Origin of the sequence: Bradyrhizobium sp. STM 3562 (genome assembly GCF_045571435.1) — a bacterium.
GTDB lineage: Bacteria > Pseudomonadota > Alphaproteobacteria > Rhizobiales > Xanthobacteraceae > Bradyrhizobium.
The window spans coordinates 501,498-519,028 of record NZ_CP120694.1 but is presented as its reverse complement, the minus strand read 5'-3'; the positions used below and the strand labels follow the sequence as shown (position 1 = coordinate 519,028).

Annotated in this window: 16 protein-coding genes and 1 tRNA gene; 4 read left to right on the top strand and 13 right to left on the bottom strand. The window is 61.4% G+C overall.

The window, feature by feature from the left end:
• Positions 1–20 precede the first annotated feature (20 nt).
• The 5 genes from P6U23_RS02425 to P6U23_RS02405 all read right to left on the bottom strand — a co-directional run bounded on the left by P6U23_RS02425 (position 21) and on the right by P6U23_RS02405 (position 4,362).
• Positions 21–1,205, bottom strand: coding sequence for an acyl-CoA dehydrogenase family protein (locus P6U23_RS02425; RefSeq protein ID WP_407178019.1), 1,185 nt, complete (start codon positions 1,203–1,205; stop codon positions 21–23).
• Positions 1,199–1,996 (bottom strand): ABC transporter ATP-binding protein, encoded by a 798-nt coding sequence (locus P6U23_RS02420; RefSeq protein WP_407178018.1) that lies wholly within the window; start codon positions 1,994–1,996, stop codon positions 1,199–1,201. Before P6U23_RS02420 ends, P6U23_RS02425 begins: the two co-directional genes overlap by 7 nt.
• Positions 1,990–3,006: an ABC transporter permease gene (locus P6U23_RS02415; RefSeq protein ID WP_407178017.1), complete on the bottom strand. Its 1,017-nt coding sequence runs from the start codon at positions 3,004–3,006 to the stop codon at positions 1,990–1,992. The genes P6U23_RS02420 and P6U23_RS02415 overlap by 7 nt, the downstream gene beginning before the upstream one ends.
• The gene (locus P6U23_RS02410) at positions 2,984–4,084 is read right to left on the bottom strand and encodes an ABC transporter substrate-binding protein (RefSeq protein ID WP_407178016.1); all 1,101 of its coding nucleotides are present in this window, start codon (positions 4,082–4,084) and stop codon (positions 2,984–2,986) included. The genes P6U23_RS02415 and P6U23_RS02410 overlap by 23 nt, the downstream gene beginning before the upstream one ends.
• A 68-nt stretch (positions 4,085–4,152) precedes the next feature.
• Positions 4,153–4,362, bottom strand: coding sequence for a hypothetical protein (locus P6U23_RS02405; protein WP_407178015.1), 210 nt, complete (start codon positions 4,360–4,362; stop codon positions 4,153–4,155).
• Between the two features lie 246 nt (positions 4,363–4,608).
• On the opposite strand from P6U23_RS02405, the gene P6U23_RS02400 reads away from it, so the two are divergent.
• Entirely contained in the window at positions 4,609–5,559 is a 951-nt protein-coding gene (locus P6U23_RS02400; protein WP_407178014.1) for an ABC transporter substrate-binding protein, read from the top strand.
• A 400-nt stretch (positions 5,560–5,959) separates the two neighbouring features.
• Entirely contained in the window at positions 5,960–6,238 is a 279-nt protein-coding gene (locus P6U23_RS02395; RefSeq protein WP_407178013.1) for a hypothetical protein, read from the top strand.
• Between the two features lie 78 nt (positions 6,239–6,316).
• Here P6U23_RS02395 and P6U23_RS02390 read toward each other — a convergent pair whose 3' ends face one another.
• Positions 6,317–7,669 (bottom strand): helix-turn-helix transcriptional regulator, encoded by a 1,353-nt coding sequence (locus P6U23_RS02390; RefSeq protein ID WP_407178012.1) that lies wholly within the window; start codon positions 7,667–7,669, stop codon positions 6,317–6,319.
• Between the two features lie 47 nt (positions 7,670–7,716).
• Between P6U23_RS02390 and P6U23_RS02385 the strand changes: the two genes are divergently transcribed.
• A complete protein-coding gene (locus P6U23_RS02385) occupies positions 7,717–8,856 on the top strand; it encodes a helix-turn-helix transcriptional regulator (RefSeq protein WP_407178011.1) in 1,140 nt (379 codons plus the stop codon).
• 412 nt (positions 8,857–9,268) lie between these two features.
• Here P6U23_RS02385 and P6U23_RS02380 read toward each other — a convergent pair whose 3' ends face one another.
• Positions 9,269–9,529 (bottom strand): hypothetical protein, encoded by a 261-nt coding sequence (locus P6U23_RS02380; RefSeq protein WP_407178010.1) that lies wholly within the window; start codon positions 9,527–9,529, stop codon positions 9,269–9,271.
• A gap of 33 nt (positions 9,530–9,562) precedes the next feature.
• On the opposite strand from P6U23_RS02380, the gene P6U23_RS02375 reads away from it, so the two are divergent.
• Complete coding sequence (locus P6U23_RS02375) at positions 9,563–10,174, top strand: helix-turn-helix transcriptional regulator (RefSeq protein WP_407178009.1); 612 nt, start codon at positions 9,563–9,565, stop codon at positions 10,172–10,174.
• A 219-nt stretch (positions 10,175–10,393) separates the two neighbouring features.
• On the opposite strand, the gene P6U23_RS02370 is transcribed toward P6U23_RS02375, so the two are convergent.
• From P6U23_RS02370 to P6U23_RS02345, 6 genes are all read right to left on the bottom strand, one after another.
• A complete protein-coding gene (locus P6U23_RS02370) occupies positions 10,394–12,385 on the bottom strand; it encodes an autotransporter domain-containing protein (RefSeq protein ID WP_407178008.1) in 1,992 nt (663 codons plus the stop codon).
• Positions 12,386–13,377: 992 nt separating this feature from the next.
• Positions 13,378–13,469: transfer RNA gene (locus P6U23_RS02365), tRNA-Ile, on the bottom strand.
• A 145-nt stretch (positions 13,470–13,614) separates the two neighbouring features.
• Positions 13,615–14,199, bottom strand: a complete 585-nt coding sequence (locus tag P6U23_RS02360) for a Rap1a/Tai family immunity protein (protein WP_407178007.1) — start codon at positions 14,197–14,199, stop codon at positions 13,615–13,617.
• A 67-nt stretch (positions 14,200–14,266) separates the two neighbouring features.
• Positions 14,267–14,833: a hypothetical protein gene (locus P6U23_RS02355; RefSeq protein ID WP_407178006.1), complete on the bottom strand. Its 567-nt coding sequence runs from the start codon at positions 14,831–14,833 to the stop codon at positions 14,267–14,269.
• A 299-nt stretch (positions 14,834–15,132) separates the two neighbouring features.
• Positions 15,133–16,224: a helix-turn-helix transcriptional regulator gene (locus tag P6U23_RS02350; protein ID WP_407178005.1), complete on the bottom strand. Its 1,092-nt coding sequence runs from the start codon at positions 16,222–16,224 to the stop codon at positions 15,133–15,135.
• Positions 16,225–16,262: 38 nt separating this feature from the next.
• Complete coding sequence (locus tag P6U23_RS02345) at positions 16,263–17,261, bottom strand: helix-turn-helix transcriptional regulator (RefSeq protein ID WP_407178004.1); 999 nt, start codon at positions 17,259–17,261, stop codon at positions 16,263–16,265.
• Positions 17,262–17,531 lie beyond the last annotated feature (270 nt).

Sequence of the window (17,531 nt, the reverse complement as noted above, 5' to 3'; positions counted from 1 at the left end):
AAGCTCCGGTTTGATGCTCTTCAAAGGCCGAGCGCGGCGCGGCCGAGGCTCACGCGGGTGGCGTCGTCCTGGGGCGTGTGGACCTTTCCGCACAGCACGTCGCGGAAATGCCGCTCCAGTGGATTGGCGCGCGTGAGGCCATGATTGCTGGTCAGGGACAGCGCATCCTCGACGACCGCCACCGCATTGTTGGTCACCGTCAGCTTGATCGCGTTGGATTCGGCCGCGTTGAGCAGAGCGCCGTCATCGAAATCGCCGGCGAAACTGTCGATCAGGCGCGCGTTCACGGTGAGCCGCGCTTCAATGCCGCCGAGGATTTCCTGCGTGCGCGGCAGGCTCGCGAGCGGCGCGCCCAGATTGGCCGGTACCCGCTCGCGCAAGAACCTGATCAGCCAGTCGCGCGCGGCGCGGCCGACGCCGTCATAGATTGCCGCGATGAAGACCGCATGGACGGTCGCTTGCGTGAAATCCGGCTTGTCCCAGTCTTGCGGTTTTCGCACATCGATTTCGTAGTCGAGCGGAAAAGCGACGTCCTCGAAGATCACGTCATGGCTGCCCGAGGCACGCAAACCCAGATGATCCCAGGTCTGCTCGATGTGCGTGCCCGGCAGGCCGGCCGGAACCAGGAACAGCCCGACGCGCGCCTCTGGCTCGTCTGTCCTGGCCCATACCGCGTACCATTTCAGGATCGGCGCACCGGTCGAATAGATCTTGCGGCCCGTCAGCCGCCAGGCCGTTTCGGTGCGCCGCGCGATGGTGGCGGGCAATCCGCCGCGCGAGGGCGAACCCAACTCCGGCTCGACCCGAAGCGCATTGACGAGCGCGATGCCTTCCACGGTTTCTCTGGCGAGCTTGCGCGCAAGCCGGCCGGGCCAGCGCGTGCTTTTCGCCATCACCAGATGCTGGATGTAATGCATCGACAGCACCAGGGCGGTCGACGGATCGGCCTTGCCGAAGATGCCAAGGATGCGCGCTGCGTCGCGCGCGCCGGCCCCCAGTCCGCCAAGCGCCGCCGGCACCGTCAGCGCCAGCAGCCCAGCCTCGGAGAGCTCCTTGAAATTCTCGAACGGAAAGCTCGCCTCGCGATCGTGCGCGCCCGCCCGCTCCGCAAAGCGCGCGGCGAGCTGTTCGGCCCGTTCAAAGAGATCGGGCTCGCGCGGCTGTGCGCGCTCGCTTGTGGCGACGGTCCCGAGCACCCTCACCATGTCGCCTCCAATCCGAGCAGCCCAAGGATCTGCCGGCGCAGGTCCGCCAGGTAAGGATCGCCGCGATGACGCGGATAGCGACGCTCGACCGCGATATCGGCCTTGATCCGCGCCGGCCGCTCGCTGAGCACGATGACGCGATTGGCGAGGACCAGCGCCTCCTCCGCATCATGCGTAACCAGCAGTGTGGTGAAGCCTTTGCGTTGCCAAAGCGCGACCAGCTCGGACTGCATGGTGATGCGCGTCAGCGAATCGAGTTTGCCGAGCGGCTCGTCGAGAATGAGAATCTTGGGATCGTTGACCAGCGCCCGCGCGAGCGCGGCGCGCTGCGCCATGCCGCCGGAAAGTTGATGCGGATAAGCACTGCGGAACGCCGACAACCCGACCAGCTCGAGCGCATCGTCGACCCGCTGCCGGTGACGCGTCAGGATGCCTTGCGCCTCCAGGCCGAGCGCGACATTGTCCCAGACCGTTCGCCATGGGAACAGCGTCGGATCCTGGAACACCACCACGCGCGACGGATTGGGTGCGGTGATACGCGCATCGTCCTCGCGCAACACGCCGGATCGCGGCCGCTCCAGCCCGGCGACCAGCCGTAACAGCGTGGACTTTCCGCAGCCAGAAGGTCCAAGCAGCGCGACGAATTCGCCGGGCTCGATGACGAGGTTCACATCCTGCAGCACCGGCAACGCGGCGCCATCGATGTCGAAGGCATGATTGACATTCTCGATATCAAGCCCGGCGCCGACCGCGGGATGGGCGATCGCTTCGGCGGTCGCAGGAGCTACCATTTGACCACACCCTTCTGCCAGACGAGCAGGCGGTCGCGGGTCCAGAACAACAGCGTGATTGCGCCTGAGCAGAGCAGCGACATCACGACCAGAGCGGCATACATGTTGGCGTAAGCGGCCCAGCCCTGCGCCCATTGCAGATACCAGCCAAGCCCCGCCTTGACGCCGATCATCTCGGCAACGACCAGCACCGCGAAGGACGAGCCGAGCCCCATGAACAGGCCGACAAAGACGTGCGGCAGCGCGGCCGGGATCGCCACCTTCAGCACCAGGAAGGACGGCTTGGCGCCGAGCGTGCGCGCGACGTCGTAATAGGCGCTGCTGACGCTTGCGACGCCCGACCAGGTCAACACCGTGACGGGGAAACCGGTCGCCAGCGCAATCAGGAAGGTCGAGGCGCTCCAGCTCGAAGGAAAGGTGAAGAAGGCAATCGGCAGCCAGGCCGTCGCCGGCAGCGGTCCGATGAAGCGGAGCACTGGATGCACCCAATAGCCGACGCTGCGCGACCAGCCGATCGACACGCCGGTGACAAAACCGAGCGCGGCGCCGATCAGATAACCGCCGAGCTGCAGCTTCACCGAAGCAAACACGCTGTCGAACAGTTTCGGCAGATCGTCGGTATAGACCTCGATGATGGCCTGCGGCGGCGGAAAGAACGGCAGCGGCAGCCAGGCGAATTTCGCGGTGGCCACCTCCCACAGCGCGAAGAAGAGCCCGAGCGCCAAGAGCCATGCCGCGCGGATGCGCAGGGCACGGCCGGCACCGCCGAGATAGTCGGCGGAGAGCGTGCCGAGCAGCACGACCGCCGCGACCACAAAGGCGCCGGTGCCGAGCGAATGCGTGCGCGACCAATCGCCGACGTCCTCCCACAACAGGCACGACAAGCCGAACGCGACCCACGCCGCACTGGCGGCAACACCCGCGCCGGATGCGCGCAGGAAATCCCGCAAGCCTTGCGTCGTCGACGCCGGCCGACCTACGCCGGTATCAGACAGAGAATACGTCGACATAGATTCGCTCCGCGAACTTGGTCGTGTCGGTCGAGGGCTTGAACACCGAGACCGTCTTCAGGTCGTCCGCGTAACCCTTGAGCTCGCGCTTGAGCACTTCGCCGATGGGGTGATGATGATGGGTGTGATAGCGGGCCATAGCTTCGAGATCTTCGAGGGTCGCCGCTTTCGGCGCGTAGGGCTGGAAAGATTTTGCGGCCAGTTGCGGATTCTGCGAGGTGAACATCGCCGCATCGAGCAGCGCCTGCGTTATCGCGCGCGCCACCTGCGGCTCGTCGCGCACGAGGCTCCCGCGCAAGCCGACGATGCAGCATGCTATGTCGCGGTAGGCGCCGTCCAGGTTGGACGCGACTTCCTTGTAGGCAGGGTCTTTCAGCCAGAGATAAGCGAGCGGGTCGGAAGCCAGGAAGGCCTTGGCCTCACACTTGTCGGCCGCGACGTTCACGAGGTTGCCCGGATAGACGTGCCAATCGACGTCCTTGACGGGATCGATACCGAGCTTGGCGAGCTGGATGGAGAAGAAATTCTTGTCGGGCCCGCCGAGATCACCGACCGCAACGACCTTGCCCTTGAGATCAGCGAGCTTGTTCACGCCCGAATCCGTGCGCGTCAGCACGCGCATACATCCGCCATGAAGTCCTGCGGCAATCTTGACGTCGAATCCCTGCTCCAGCGGCTTGAGCCAGCGCAGCGCCATGCCGAGTCCGGCATCCGACTTGCCGGTCGCGATCGCTTCCAGCAGTTGGTCGGTCGAGCCGGAGTAATTGACAAGCTCGACGTCGAGATTTTGCTTCTGGAAAAAGCCGTAATCGATTGCAACCGGAAGCGCCGCGAGGCACACAGCCCCGGCATTCCACGACAATTTCAATTTGCGCGGCGCGCCGGTCAGAGGCGGCGCATCGGAAGCAGTCTTGCAGAGTGGAAATTGTGAGAAGTCGGTCGCGGGTCCTATGGCGCGCGGCGAAAACGCCTGCGCACCGATGGCGCCGGCGGGCAGCGCCACGGCCGCAGCAAGGCCCGCGCGCAGCAGGGTGCGGCGATCGAGCGGCGATCCGCCCCGATTTTCGTCATTAGACATTTCAGTACCTCGCATTGGACAAAGCTCTATCGCTGCGCGCGGACGCCTTTGCGTTGCGCACCCTCAACTCATGGAGCTTCGTTCAGAGTAAGCGTTCCGCCTGGCGGTTTCTCGCCGATCAGTTCAACACGCAAATGATGCGGTGCGGTCGCACCATCGTCAATGAAATGGAATTTCGAATGTTGCGCGTCGGCGATGGATTGTCTCCACCGCCGCCCACAATGGCGATGAAAGGATTTTCGATCCTCACCGGCGCGATCTCGCGATTCGTCGCGCATGTCGTTGCATAGGTCCTCAGCATCCGAGCAACTCGCGCATATCGCCTTCTAAGGCACGCGCCGATGACGACACATTCATTGTTCGCGCCCGTGCCAATTCGGTTGGTCATTTCATTGACTGCGTGAGGGCGGCTCATAGACTCCCCGCACGTTCCTCATCATGTCACGAGGACATGCGGCAGACAGGTATGGATCATGGGCACGCGCGCTAGACGGACGATCCAACCGAACCCGATGGCGCGCAACATGCCGCACAACGCCATCGCCGCGCTGCTTGCCGCGACGCTCTCGCTGTGCACGGCCATCACCGCATTTGCGGCCGACGACATCGTGCTCCGCGTCGGCGACCAGAAGGGCGGCAATCGCTCGCTGCTGGAAATTTCCGGATTAGCAAAGGACTTGCCCTACAAAATCGAGTGGTCGGAATTCCCGGCCGCCGCGCCCATTCTGGAAGCGCTCAACGCCGGCGCACTCGATGTCGGCTATACCGGTGATCTCGCTTTCCTCTCGGTCTACGCTACGGGCGCGCCGATCAAAGCGGTCGGGGGGACGCGCTCCGATCCCAGGACCCAGGCGATCCTGGTGCGCCAGGATTCACCGATCAAATCATCCGCCGACCTCAAGGGAAAGCGCCTTGCGGGGACGCGCGGCGGCTGGGGCCAGTTCCTGATTGACGCCACGCTGGAGAAGAACGGTGGCAAGATCGCGGATGCAACCTTCGCGCCACTTGGTCCCGTCGACGCCAAGGTCGCGCTGCTTGCAGGCTCGATCGATGGCTGGGCGGTGTGGGAGCCCTATGTCTCCTTTGCCAAGTTGAAGGACAATGCGCGCGTCGTGGCTGATGGCGCAGGGCTGACGCCGACGATCACCTTCATCGTGGCGTCGGACAGCGCGATCGCGACCAAACGCGAGGCAGTGGCCGATCTCGTGCAGCGCTTGAACAAGGCACGACTGTGGTCGCTCGATCATGTAACGGAGTACGCCAGGAACACCGCCGAGCTGACGAAGCTGCCCGAGGACGTGTTGCTTGCGGCCTACACGGCACAACACACCAGCCCGATCGCGATCGACGACGACATCGTCAAGGAGGTGCAGCAGGCATCCGATCGCGCGACGCGCTACGGCATTCTGAGCAAGCAGCTCGACATCGGCAAAGCCGTGGACCGCAGTTTCACGGCAGCGGTCAGCTCGGATTAGCGAGACAGTCCGTACGCTGGAGGAAGGACTCATCATGCCACACGCACAGCGCCCCATCTTTGTCCTGGATGTCCACGATGAACCACGCTTTGCATTCGAGGCCGACTGCCTGCCGCAGGCGGAGGAATTTTCCCGCGCGGGCTGGTTTGCGCGAGCGCTTACCGAGTTCCGCGTAAGCAAGAGCGAAGCATGGGACGGCAATCTATCCTCACGAATCCGTGCGGCATCCGACGTCGAAGCGTCGCTTTATCGCGAGATCGCGGAGGAGTTTTCCGAACCTGCGAATTGTTTCTTTGTTGTGCATCTTCGTGATCTCCCCGCGATCAAGTTTCCCGAACCGTTGGGAACAAGCCCCTGACCGCTTCGTTGTCGGGCACTTGCCCAGCAATGGAGAACACCGATGAAGAAGACGCTCATCGTCGCGGCCGCGGTGCTGCTTGGAACCGGGGCTTTTGCAGATGCGGCGGAAAAGGGAGCATCGAGCACGTCACCTGGTCACGAGATGCAAAACTCGACGACCGACACCGGCAAAGGCGCATCGGAATATAGCCCGGGCGATCGCATGCAGGACAAGAACACCACCGGGATGTCGCGTGGCACCAGCAAAGGCGCCTCCGAATATTCGCCCGGCGACCGCATGCACGATCAGCGCAACATGAACGAGCAGCGCGAGAAATAAGCCCGATCGACCGACCCGCTGAAGCTGCAATCTCTCGGAGAGCATCCCGGCTACGGGCGAGATGCTCAATACGCGAAACTAGCGTTGGACTCGGGATAGCAAGGCGGCGAGCTCGCTCTGCCGGTGGGTCCCGGTTTTGCCGAAGATCGCCTTGATTTGATTCCGCACCGTTTCCCGGGAGACCTGCAGCTCGCCTGCGATCTCCTCGGGAGACGATCCGGCCGCGATCATCGATGCGACCTTGGCTTCCGCTGCGGTCAGCGAGAACGCTTCCGAAAGGACGTCCGGGGATGACCGTCGCACGGCCGCCAGGTCCGTCAAGGTGAGGATGAATTTCGCTCCGAGAAAGGGAGCGCTCGCCGCCCCAGGGACCGGCAGCAGTTTCAACAGAATTGGTTTCTTGGTCTCGCGCCTGGCAACGATGACATTTCCCACTCGACTTTTCGTGCGCGGATGAAGGTCGCCGTCGCCTGCGCGATCTGACGTCATGCGCTCGAGCGCCGCACACGCCTTGCCGTCGCGGATGAACAGACGGGAATTGTGGACCCGAAAATCGGAGTCGAAGACAGCATCGGCGGCCGAGTTGACGCCCAAAACGAGGCCGTTTCGATCCAGCGCCAGCGCGGGCATCTGAACGAGATTTAGACTGTCCAACACACCGCTGAGCACGGACCGTCCCACTGCAGCGGATAAGTCGGCAACCTCAGCAAGGGCTTGCGCAAGCGGCGACAGTCGAAGCATGTCGTCCCGTTCGAACGGCCCCTGAGCGTCGGTCCGCTGAAAAGCGACCAGCCAAGGATGCCCCATGACCGTGAATCGGATCCAACCTCCCCATTTCAGCTTTCCGAGCCGGAGAAAGTCGTTGAAATAGGCGTCCTTGCGGAACAGGTGTTGAATTTCGTCGTAGCCGAATATGTCGGCGTCGCAGAAGGCTGGGGCGATCGGACGGGAAGAGGCGAACAGCCTACGGACGCGCGGGACGCGTATATCCCGGAGGTGCCAACCTTCCTTGAAGTAGACCTTGGTCAGGTCCTCCATCGAAGCGGTATAGGGAACGTCGGAGGTGCGAATTCCCGCCTGTCGGAGACTGGCGCCCTCAGCGCCTATGGCGCGGCACATCTCCTCCAGCAGGTCTTTCCATCTGCTCGGGTCGACCGCCGCTTCACCCAATCTGGCATGGACTCGCGAAATCCCAGAAAGCTCGATCGATTGGTTAACCATGCAATTGCCGCGACACGTCAATCCCAGAGCTAAGCCCCTATTTCGCGAATCCGTGCAGGTGTGAGCATCCCCCATTTGTGGTATGCAATGACCGACAATCTGGATTGGGCTGATTGATTGCTGGCGGGGGCTTTCTCGGTGTGCGCAAAAATTATGCAATTCGAACGGGCAAAAGCCCGGTTCGGTGAAGTCGTGTTGGCCCTTGATCAATGGCCTTGCCTGATGGAGGACATCCGTGCTGTCCGGAGGCGGTTCTCGTGAATACGGCCCCGTCGGAAAGCCGGCTGCTGAAGGCTATCGAAGCCATCTATGATGCAGCACCTGATCCGTCGCGGTGGCCGGAAGCGCTGGGCGCGATTGCGGATTGCTTCGGAGATGTCGGTGCGCTGCTAGGCTGGCTCCGGGATGACGGTTCAGTTGGCACGATTGTCTCCGCGAACCTCGTCGAAGCGCAAAGGGATTATGAAGAAAACGGTTGGACCAGACGCGATATAGGGGCTATCCGAGCCACGGAGCGCGGCTATTTCTTCAACGGCGAGCCGTACACGAATCGTCATGTCGTGTCGAAGGACGAGATTCATAGCGACCCTTTCTTCGTCCAGTTCAGGACACAGCACGGTCTTGGACCGTTCGGAGGGGTAGCGGTATCGCCGGATCCGCATATTGGCGTTGTCCTCAGCATTCAAGGCCATGCAGATCGATCCGAATATTCCGATGCCGAACTCGAAATTCTGAGCCGCGTCGGCCGACATGTCGAGAAATCGCTGCGCCTTTCAATCCGGCTGTTGGATGCCGAACTCGCCAAGCTCGGGCTTGGCGACGCGTTGGCCCGCATCGGGATTGGCGTCTTCGCCCTGGATTCGCTGGGGCGCGTGGTATTCTCGAATCCCGCCGGGCAGAGGCTCATCGGAGACCAGCTACAGCTTGTCCAGGACCGGTTGCGGATCGGCTCCGGCGCCGCGCGCAAAACAATCGACGAGGTTCTCGCGCGGACGCTGCGCGGCGATCCGCGCGACCTGATCGATGACCTGAAGCCCGTTCTCGTCCATTCAACCAGCGCAGACTGCCGGCTGGTGGTTTATCTCTTGCCGGTCGCGACGCGAACCAGCCTTTCCGAGCAATTCCTCACCCACACGCGGGTCATCGTGCTCGCGATCGAGCAGAAGCTCGATGAGCCCGCCGATCCCGCCGTCGTCCGCGACGTGCTCGGGCTGACGCTCGGCGAAGCGCGGATCGCGGCCCTAGTTGGAGCGGGTCTGCCGCCCAAAGAGGCTGCTGAGCGGCTCGGAATCGCGGAAGACACGGCCCGCAATGTGCTCAAGCGCGTATTCGCAAAGGTCGGCGTGTCGCGTCAAAGCGAGTTGGCTACTTTGTTGACGAAGCTGGTGCTACGCTGATCAGCGGGCCATTAGCTCGTGGGTTGACCTCCTCGCGGTCGAGCGGATGGGCCTATCCCCTCACCCAATGATGGGTCGCCAGGGCTGGCGGAAGTAGCTGGCCTCGATTACGCTGATGACGACGTGGCGGGGGTAAAGCTCTAATGTCGCACGCTGGCACGAACCGGAGACGGTTCGGGTGAATAAGTCGTCCTCGGAAGGACGGCTTCTGAGGGCCGTCGAAGCGATCTATGATGCAGCACCGGATCCGTTGCAGTGGCCGCGAGCGCTGGGTGCGATTGCGGATTGCTTCCGGGATGTGGGGGCGGTGCTGCTCTGGCGCCGGGACGATGGTTCCTATGGTACGATGGTCTCCGAACGCCTCGTCGAAGCGCAAAGGGATTACGAAGAGAGCGGTTGGACGCGTCGCGATCTAGCGGCTGCCCGGGCCCTGGAGCGCGGGTACTTCTTCAATGGCGAGCCCTTCACCAATCGGCATATCGTGTCGAAAGAAGAGGTGTTGAGCGATCCTTTCTTCATTCAGTTCAGGGCGCAGCACGGCCTTGGACCGTTTGGATGCGTCGCCGTATCGCCCGACCCGCATGTTGGCGTTATCCTCAGCATGCAACGCCACGCGCATCGATCCGAATATTCCGACGACGAACTCGAAACGCTCGGCCGAATCGGTCGACATGTCGAAAAATCTCTACGCCTTTCGATTCGGCTCTTGGATGCTGAACTCGCGAGGCTGGGTCTCGGCGAAGCGCTGGCCCGCATCGGGATTGGCGTCTTCGCGCTCGATTCGCTTGGGCGCGTCGTCTTCTCCAATCCGGCCGGGCAGCGGCTGGTCGGAGATCAACTGCAGCTTGTCCGGGAGCGGTTGCGCATCGGCTCTGGCGCTGTCCGCGAGACGATCGACGAGGCAGTCGCGCGTACGCTCCGCGGAGATCCGCGTGACCTGATCGATGATCCAAAGCCCATTTTCGTTCATTCCACCGGCGTAGACCGTCGGCTGGTGGTCTATCTGCTTCCGGTCGCGATGCGAAGCAGCCTGACGGAGCAGTTTCTCACCCATACACGCGCCATCGTACTTGCGATCGAGCAAAAGCTCGATGAGCCCGCAGATCCCGCCGTCGTGCGCGACGTGCTTGGGCTGACTCTAGGGGAAGCGCGGATCGCGGCCCTCGTGGGGTCGGGTCTGCCGCCCAAAGAGGCCGCCGAGCGGCTGGGCATCGCCGAAGAAACGGCCCGCACCGTGCTCAAGCGCGTATTCTCCAAGGTGGGTGTCTCCCGGCAGAGCGAGCCGGTCGCCGTATTGGCTAAGCTCGTGCTTCGCTAGTCTAGCACCGGCGGGCGGCTTACCCGCAGGGACTTAGAAGAACGTCACGGTTTCGACCGGGCCATTCCGGCATCTGTAGGCCCAACAGCGAGTCGCGTCCCGAACACTGCTTCTCAGCGGTCTTCAATGATCGGTCAATGCTCGCAGGCACCGAGCAAAGACCGCCATTGCACAATTCGCGCTTTTCGCACTGCTCCTGGAACGTAACCGGTTGTCACCTTATCGGGATGCAGGCGGATTGAACGCGACGTTGACGCCGACCTGGCCGCCATAGATCATCGCATTGCTTTGGCCCATTTCAGCAGTGATCGCCGCATAGCCGCTGACATTGCTGGCGAGCCTGACGCGCGTGCCGATGGTGCCGGTTGCCCAATCACGCCCGAGGATGACCGCAGGCATCGTGTAGCTAGGTGCCACGACTGATGTAAGCGAGGCAGTCACCAATCGATTGAGATCGGCCCATTCGTGGTCCCAGACGAGTTTGGCGTAGGGTTCCCAGATGCCATATCTCAGGCTCGCCTGATAGCCGAGCTCGCTCACCGCCGAGTTGCGCGTTTGCGATCCGAACGACAATGCAGTCGGTGCGCCGCTCGAATTGGTCTCGGTGAAGCCGTCGATGTATACCTGCTGCAGGATCGCGCCGACGATTGGTCCATGGGTCAGCACCAGTGGCTGAGGAGCCGGCGCCTTGTATGAAAGTCCTGGGCTGGCCGCCGCCGCGCCACCGATCGGGGTCGAGAAGTCGTAACCGATTTCGCCGGCAAGTGAAACGTTACTGCCGTTGGTGCTACCCTGGTTGGACTGCGTGCTGATGCCCAGCGGAATCTGTCGGTTCACCGCGTCGTGCAGCGTACCCCAGCTCACGATCGCGTCGGCCCACAAGGCGCTGTGGCGATAGGCCGTGTAGAGGCTGATGGCGAACTCATCCTGCCTATAATTGCCACCCAGGCTGAAGGACTGCGTCGTCGTCAGACCGGAAAATGCCGCGCCCACCAGCCAGTTCGAAGTGATCGCGTAGTCAAAACCCGCAGTCGCGGCAAGCGGAGTGCCGGGGTCGTCGGGAAAGCCGGCCGCGTTGTTGGTCATCTTCAGCCAGGACACATCGCCGCTGACCCAGCCGTGAAAAGCTCCCGGCGTGGCGTAGGAGAGCGGAATCTGGTTGTAGACCGAATTGATTACGCGCTCACGGGTCTTGAGCGGCGCTTCGGCCAGGAACGATATCTCGCTCGGCGCCACCACAAGGCTGTAGAAATAATCAGCTTCGATTTGCTGGACCGCTCCGGTCGGATGACCGCCACCGTCGGGTGCGGAAGGACCATCCGCCCAGAAGTACGTCTTGTTCGCATTGGGCGTGACCAAATTTGCGGCGGTGCATTGGAATGAATTCACGCTCCCGCAAGCCGGCGTGTTCCAGTTGGTGACAGTGATTCCAAATGGCGCGGGATTGGTCAGAACGTAATTCCAAAGCGCGGCAATGTCGGCCGGAATGAAATTGACGTGATTGGTGGCAAGACCGTCCCAAACGAGCTGACTATACAGGTTGCGCGAGGCGGTGGTGTTCGCATTATAGGGGATGCCCATCGCAGCCGCTCCCGTGGGCGTGTAACCCAGGGCGTTGGGAACGAGGATATAGCGCGCCCCAGCAGCCGCGAGGGCGGAAATCTGACTGACGGTCTGCCCGGCCAATGTCGTAAGCTGCGCAACGTTCGACGGACTGACGATGTTGCCGGGATAAGGCCCGAATGCGGTTGTGGTGGTTTTCAGGTCGTTGGCACCAATCCAATAGGTGTAGAGGGCATTCGGGTCGGCGACGCCACCGTTGCTTGCCAGGTAGGCCGCTAGCTGCTGTTGGCTCGACCAGGTGTTGTAGTAGCCTGCGATGACGCGTGCACCGCCGATCGCCCAGTTGTTGCCGCCGGTGCCGGGGGTGTCCGCGGGCGTCGCCGAGTAACCGAACTTGTTCGCAAAAATCTGGGCCCAACCCGGATCGGTGTTGGTGGTCCATGTTCCCGCGCCGGAAGGTGCCACACCACTTCCAAACCCAGACGGTGGGTGCCCGGTGCCGGAGAGGAAAGGCCTGTAAAGAAACCAGCCCGTATCCGTCAGGCTATCGCCGAAAAATACGACATTGGAGAAGGATTGTGCATTTGCGGGGAAAGTGAAACCGATCAAGGAAACAGATAAAGCAAGCGTCTTAAGTCCGAAGTTCATATTTCTCCCCTACGTCGACGGCGCTTTGGCGCCGTCTTGGCCCCCACAGAGGAAATCTGCGGTCCTGAATTAGGTAAGGGTGCGCGACCTCATCTTTGGCGACTTCCCCCATTTGGGCTATCCGCCGCGCGCGGTGCGGAAATTTCCTGGACAGTTGCAAGAATGCGACATGGGCTGCGCGGAGCAAATCTGCCGATGACCCATTTGGGTCATGTGTCTTCCACGCTTACACCCGCGACGCTCTTTCCTCATGGTGTGCCGATGTCGTCTTCAATGCTGGCCCCGGCTGGTGATGCTGCGCCCACGCCTCCACCGCCTAAGCGCGCCGGCGAGGCTCAGAATTTTCGCAGCGTCGCTGGCCGAACATCATTCACGACGATCAGGTGGGGACAGAACGTATGATGCCCGACCAGGCTTGCTATGCGCATGGCCTGGCTTTTCCTTTCCGGCTGCTCAGCGAGCCTGGGTTTTCGAATTGAGCCCGCCAGGTTGTTCGCGCCGAGTCTGAGAGAACTCTCCAGATAACAAATAAGCCAGCGCCCCGAGGAGGAGCAATATCAGCATCCAAAGCGTGCCGTTGACCCATTTGTTCGGCTTCGGTCGAGGTCGCTGACCGGTCATAAACTCGTGCAGGAGGTGGCGACCGTTTTCGTCCATTGTTCGCACCAACGATTGTCGCGAGCAGATTCGGCAGCGTACAGCTCGGATGGGAGGGGTCAAGGTTATGCATTGGCAGCCAAGCGTGCGCATACGATCGCGCTGCCTCGCGGGGCGCTTCACCTGCGAGGCAATGGCCTTTGGTCGCGCTTCCGAGAAGGGCGCATGCAAGCGCTCTGGCCCACCACCCAATGCGGCGCACGGCTCCCTACACGTAGTCGTTCTTGGATTCACGGCCGACCCCACGCAGCGGCGCTACGTCGCATTGCTCGCGCCACGCGGCTGCAAGAGGCGCGTTTCACTGCAAACGAGCGCGTACGAATTTATCGATGATATGGTACGGGGCGCCGGACTCGAACCGGCCCGCGAACAGCCATCTGCTGCCTAAGGGGGTATAAATCCCTCCCGCACACCCGTGCTGCCCCGCGCTAATCAGCGAGGACGGCATATCGAGTGGTGGGCGCGGATGGATTTCATGCATCAATTGATAGTTGTCGCATCGCTGATTAACAAGAGCTCTCATGCGTGCATTTGGGCTTGCCGCGCAAAAAAACTGCTCTGGTACCTGTAGACTACTGCGAACGTCTCCTCTTGACCGTCGCGCTTTGGCATGGCCACGCCGCCACGGTCGCTTCTATCATGGCGGCATCCGCATTAAGGTCCTTCTGTGACGGATGCTTCTCCGCCCAGTCAACGAAAGCCTTGAGGTACTCCGCATCGGAAATCGATTCCGCCTTTGGGCAGAACACCGGCAGATGGCTCTTGGTCCACGAGCGCCAGTTCTTGCCGCGCAGATTTGTTTGGGACGTCAGCGTGGCCACGTTTTGGCGACATGCGTCCTTCTCCCAATCCTCTTCGCCCTTGCACAGCTTCAGCAAGTCCTCAACCGACACGACGGGAAAACAGTCGCTCGGGACTGCAGGGCCTTCCTTTCGGCGGGCGCTCATCAGCTTCCAATCATATCGGTGGGTTCGACAGATTCTCTCCGAAAGCAGGCACAGGTCGTAAACGTCGCGGTCATGCGTCTTCGCGTAGTCTTTCAGGCAATAATCCGGGAATTGGAAACACGAATACGAAGCAGGAGGATTATTGAAGCGATCACTCTCGGCGCGAGAGGCCACCAGCGGCACGATCGATGCAACCGCGAAGGCGAGCACTGTAGATAACCTGATCATCGCGGTGCCTTACTGCACATGCATTGATAGAATTGGAACGCAAGAAGACCTACTCGGCATCCGGCTTTGAGCAGGGCCAGGCTGTCGCGATCGCGGCGTCAAGACCGGCGTTCACGTCGAGATCTCGTTCTGACGGATGCGTCTTCGCCCACTCAATGAATGCTTGCGCGAAGTCGGCATCTGCAATGGGTATTGTTGCGCAGGCCGCTCCAGGCCGACGCTCCTTCATCCCCGTCCGCCACTGTCTGCCGTTTCTAATCATCATCGATCCCCAAGCGCCGACGAGATTGACGCACTCCTCTCTTTCCGAGGGCTGCCGGCTCTCGCATTCCTCAAGCAGCGCCCCGACCCTGGTGATCGGGCGGGCTTCCAGTATTCGATCCTGCTTTTCGTGCTCTCTCAAGGATCTCGCGCTCGCCCAGCCAACCAATGCTGCTCTGAAGACAAGCTTGTTTTTTGTCCTATACGCCTGGCAAAGCGTCAGAGACGACTTGCATGCGAATGAGCAATGATCGTCGTACTTCGTCGGGCAATGATCGCGACACGCGATCGAACGCAAGCAAAAATACGGCCCGCGGAGATCGCTGAAACCACCCTCTTCCGCGCGCGCATCCATTGGGACGATCAAAGCAACGGCAAGCGCTATTAATAACCGGACCACTCTGGAGCCTCGCCGGGCGAGCGTTAGTGCATCTTCTTTAGATGGAATTACGCCAAATCTCTGACTGCAAAAGAATAGCATCAGCTCAATGCCTCTCGTAATGACCCAAACGGGTCATGCGACAGAACCGGCTCGCTAGAAATTGCATGATACGGCAGGATTTCCAATCCGTATGCCACGGCGTCGGAGGTCTTGAACATAGACGCTCCAGTCTTCAAGCACTCCTCGTTACCCTGTGCAGGAGGTAGTCGGTATCAGAGCATTCTCGACAGCAACAAGACCAGTTCGACCTGGCGATTGATCCCGGTCTTCGCGAAGACACTCTTGAGCTGATTGCGTCCGGTTTCCTTTGAAATGCCGATTTGGTCGCAAACGGCATCGAGTGGATCGCCCGCCGCCAAATGCGACGCCAATCGCGCTTCGGCGGCCGTCAATTGAAACGCACGCTGCAGGTTGACCTCGGGCGTCCTGCGCTTCGCGCTTGGGTCCACCAAGACGACGACAGCCTGAGCGGTGCCCAATGGATTGGCGCTCAAGGTCGGCAATTTCAGCGGGTAGGCGAGGATCGGCGCCTTGGATTCGCGCGGTAGGGGAACGGCAGGCATCAGACTCGATCCGGCGCTGCTCCAGAGGAGGGAATGCAGCGCGCGCCCCAGTGCGGCCGTCGCACTCGGATCCTGAGCCACAAGGCGCCGGCCGATCACGCGAGCGCTTCCGTCGCGCAGCAGGTTATCAGCCGCGCGGTTGGTCCTGATCACCTCGGCCTGCCGATCCAGCAGGACGACCGCTGTACCGCTTACGTCGAATGCTTCCAGTGTTGCGTTAGCGGCAGCGAATCCGAGAGCCTGCGCGAACACGGCCGCAGTCGACACCGCGCGCGAAATTTGCGCGAGCTTACGCTTTTCATCGGGCGAGAATGGATCTTGATCGATCTTGCGGTTGATCGACACGCACCAGATATCGTCACCCGCCTGCATGCTCACGCCGGCGAACCATCGCAATCCGGCAGGCGCCAAGAACTCCTGATAATAGGGATGACGTTCGATCTCTTCGGAAGGCACGCAATCGAAATCGTCGATCAGACCCGTTCGAACAAATTTCGGGATGGAAACGTTGTAACGCACATCGCGCAAATGCCAGCCGTCGCGAAAATAGATCTCGGCCGCTCTGGCGAGTTCCTCCGTGACGGGCACGTTCGGGATTGGATTCGCCGTCACAGGAAGCAGGATGGCGCCGCAGCCACCCGTCTCGGTCGAGATACAGTGCAGAGCATCCGACCAGCGGGTCGGATCGATTGCCGCTGCAACGAACGACTCCTCGATCTTGTTCAGATTCCATTGTGTCATGCGTTGCCATGCCTGCGGCGTGCGCCATTCATCGAGGGTCAGAGCATTTTGGCCATCGCGAGCACCAGTTCGGCCTGGCGATTAGTGCCGGTCTTTGCGAAAATGCTCTTAAGCTGATTGCGACCGGTTTCCTTGGAAATCCCGAGCTGCTCGCAAATCGATTCGAGCGGGTCTCCGGATGCCAGCAAGGTCGCAAGCCGGGCCGCGGCGGGCGTCAATCGGAAGGCAGCCCGGAGACTTGTCTCAATCGGCCGTCCGCGGGCGGATGGATCGATGAGGACGACGGCCGCCTGTGCCGCTGCCATGGCACTGGCGCTGAGGCTGGGCAGCTTCAATGGGTAAGCCAAGATCGGCATTTGACCGGTTCGCGGCAGCGGAATGGCTGGCATCAGCGATGCGCCGGACGGCGCCCAGAGCAATCGATGAAGGGCTCGGTCAAGGGCGGCCGTCGCTGCAGTGTCAGGTGCGGTCAAACGCTCACCGGAGATGCGGACCTCTCCCATCAGCAGCCGATCGGCCGTCCGATTGGTTCGAATCACCTCGGCCTGACGATTGAGCAGAATAGCTGCGGTTTGACTGACATCGAATGCGTCCAGGACAGCGGATGAAGCCGCGGAGCCAAGCGCCAGAGCGAACGTTACGACGGTCGAGAGTGAGCGTGAAAGCTGGGTGAGCTTTGCCTTCTCCTCGGGAGAAAACGGGGCTTGGTCGATGCCGCGCTGAATCGATAGGCACCAAATATCGTCACCCATGCCCATCCTGACGCCGGCGAACCAGCGAAGACCGGCTGGCGCCAGGAATTCCTGATAATACGGATGCTTCGCGATCAACTCGGCGGGCACGCAATCGAGGTCATCTGCGATGCCGGTTCTCAGCAGGGTCGGCACGCCGAGAAGACGTTCGTCGCGCAGGTGCCATCCATCCCGGAAATAGCTCTCCGTGGATCGTGCGGCGCCGTCGCTTACAGGAGCGTTGGGAAGCCGATTGCCGCGAATCGGCAACAGCAGGGCGGCGCGACTTTCGGTCTGCTCGGACACGCAGTTTAGGGCTTGTGTCCAAAGGCTGGGATCGATTGCGGCGTCCCGGAAGGCTTCTTCTATCTTGTAAAGATCCCACATTCCCGGCGACGAATATTCCCACCCCACGGCGCCCCGGGGGAAGGTTCGGGCCACCGTCCGATGCCTTTGATGAAACTGTAGATTGCAACGATTTTACCTCAATCGGCAACAACAACTATTGGGCACCGGGTAGCCGGGCATGACCCATTTGGGCTATTTCGGGGAGCAGGCTAACTATCGTTGCATGGG